Here is a 1,894-nt window from a genome sequence, read left to right on the forward strand (position 1 = left end):
TGTTTCTGGGTAGTAGATAGTTCTTTCGCTGCCTGCGCTGCTTTACGGGCTTGCATAGCACGTTCTGGGCTACTTTCCTGCAATGCTTGTTGATCCAGTAGCAGAGCCGCTTGATCGTAAATACCACGCTTCCTCATAGCCTTTTCAGTTAGGCTTATTGGTGGGTTTGGATTATGACGTTGACGTGGCTGGGCAGCACCAACAATCACGCCAATTGATTGGACGGGAGCCCCAACTCTACGCTGGGCGGCCTGTGTGACCTTTGCAGCTGCGATATCTTCATTTGAGATACCGAGCTCCCTTAGCTCTCGAAATGATAATCTTGTCATCAATCTGCCCTTATAGTTGACTGGTGGACAACCTTAGTTGTCTGACAGACAACTGTCAATAATCTAAAAAGTCTTATTTCTCAGGGGCTAGAGTGCTAAAATGCACTAACGTATCCATGTATCTTAAATAGATTAAGCGGAACGAAGCTAGTCGCTTCGTAAAATAGCTTAAAAAAATGGTGCATGTGATAACGGCAGAGATGCTGTTTCCGAGGACTGACCTACTGGACAGCCCGCAGGACGGCAGCACTGCCGGTTTTCGATTTACCTATAACCATCGAAAACAAGTCCCAATTTTGAGACAACTTTTTAATCAACAAACGTATGTGAAAACGCTTAAGATTATGAGTTTTATGGGTAATCATCGTTTTAATGAAAAACAGCAAAAAAACAGTCTAAAAATTTAAGCTAAACCGCGTGTGTGCTGACACTTACAAGTGCAAAAAATGTTACATGTGATGTTACATTACGAACTACATTTTATGTTACATCGACCTACATGAGATATTTAAATAAAAACTAGATTGGGGAGACTGTGAAATGAAGAAAACAGAAAAAAAATCACAGGATTCTGATCAGCAGAATGAAAAATCACTGACTGAAAGAGTAGCAGAGATACAAGCCAAAATTAAAAGCCTTAGAGGGGATAATCGTGTTCCTTTCGATGAAAAGGCTTTTATGGATGAAGGGTGGGAGCTCTAATGCCCCTCATAGCTCCATAAATCGCCGTGTGAGCGTTTTTATCATATTCAATGTAGTCAACAGGCTCGAACGACATAACGCCCCCTACAGCGCAATTTAAAGGCGCGGGGACGTTATGTCTTGCGTTGCGACTTTTGTCCTGTGTTCATAGGCAGGATACGTAATTTTGTGGTACAAAATTAAATTCATCAAAAAGCACTGTCGAATAGGCACAAAAACACCGCGCCCCAAAATCGCGCTGTAGGTGATTTTTGTGCCGGCTGTTTTTCTGAAACGTCTGTGTAGCAGGAAATGCAACTTGTCAGCGTTACACCTAAAAAACTCAAAAAAAAGCCCTCAAACGAGGGCTTTAGAAGTCAAAGAATTATAAAATTCTGTAGCTCATTAATCGGGCAGAATAAGAGCTGTTATTCAGGCGATAAACCGCCGTCGATAACGTCCAGACGGAAGCGCTCAACAGCTTTAGCGTGGTTATTTACATTCCCACGAAAAGCTCCTTCAGGTGTTACAGTTATAACTTTTACTCGACCACGTTTAACGCGATGAATTGCACCAACTTTTTCAAGCAAATCTAATGCTCTTGCCATTTGTGCTTTGTCAGTTCGCATTGTCTCGCAGAGATCTGCGGCCGTTTTGGTGCATTCGTAACTTTGCCAGCCAAGATTACGGCAGATTTGCCATAGAACGGCCTGAGCGTGATATGCTTGCGCTGTGGTCTTAGCGGATTCAAATAGCCGTTCAGTAACGGCGTCCTGGTACTGGAAAGCAATGGACACGTTACCACCTCCAAAGAAGTCAAATTCAAGTTGCTGGGTAGAACTGAGTTCTTTCGCTGCCAGCGCTGCTTTACGGGCTTGCATAGC

3 protein-coding genes are annotated in these 1,894 nt (G+C 43.3%); 1 reads left to right on the forward strand and 2 read right to left on the reverse strand.

All coding sequences use genetic code 11. The features are described 5' to 3' along the window. Positions 1-209: hypothetical protein (locus ACFWUZ_RS36275; protein ID WP_384382391.1), on the reverse strand; the 209-nt coding region annotated here is incomplete at its 3' end. Between the two features lie 660 nt (positions 210-869). Between ACFWUZ_RS36275 and ACFWUZ_RS36280 the strand changes: the two genes are divergently transcribed. After that, positions 870-1,031, forward strand: coding sequence for a hypothetical protein (locus tag ACFWUZ_RS36280; RefSeq protein ID WP_376936199.1), 162 nt, complete (start codon positions 870-872; stop codon positions 1,029-1,031). A gap of 407 nt (positions 1,032-1,438) precedes the next feature. On the opposite strand, the gene ACFWUZ_RS36285 is transcribed toward ACFWUZ_RS36280, so the two are convergent. Then, positions 1,439-1,894 (reverse strand): hypothetical protein (locus ACFWUZ_RS36285; RefSeq protein ID WP_384382393.1); only part of this gene is annotated, 456 nt, incomplete at its 5' end.

Origin of the sequence: Streptomyces sp. NPDC058646 (genome assembly GCF_042716875.1) — a bacterium.
Taxonomy (GTDB): Bacteria; Actinomycetota; Actinomycetes; order Streptomycetales; family Streptomycetaceae; genus Streptomyces.

Bases quoted from the DNA above. Each gene is read 5' to 3' on its own strand.
- ACFWUZ_RS36280 (WP_376936199.1), top strand. From the start codon at position 870: ATGAAGAAAACAGAAAAAAAATCACAGGATTCTGATCAGCAGAATGAA.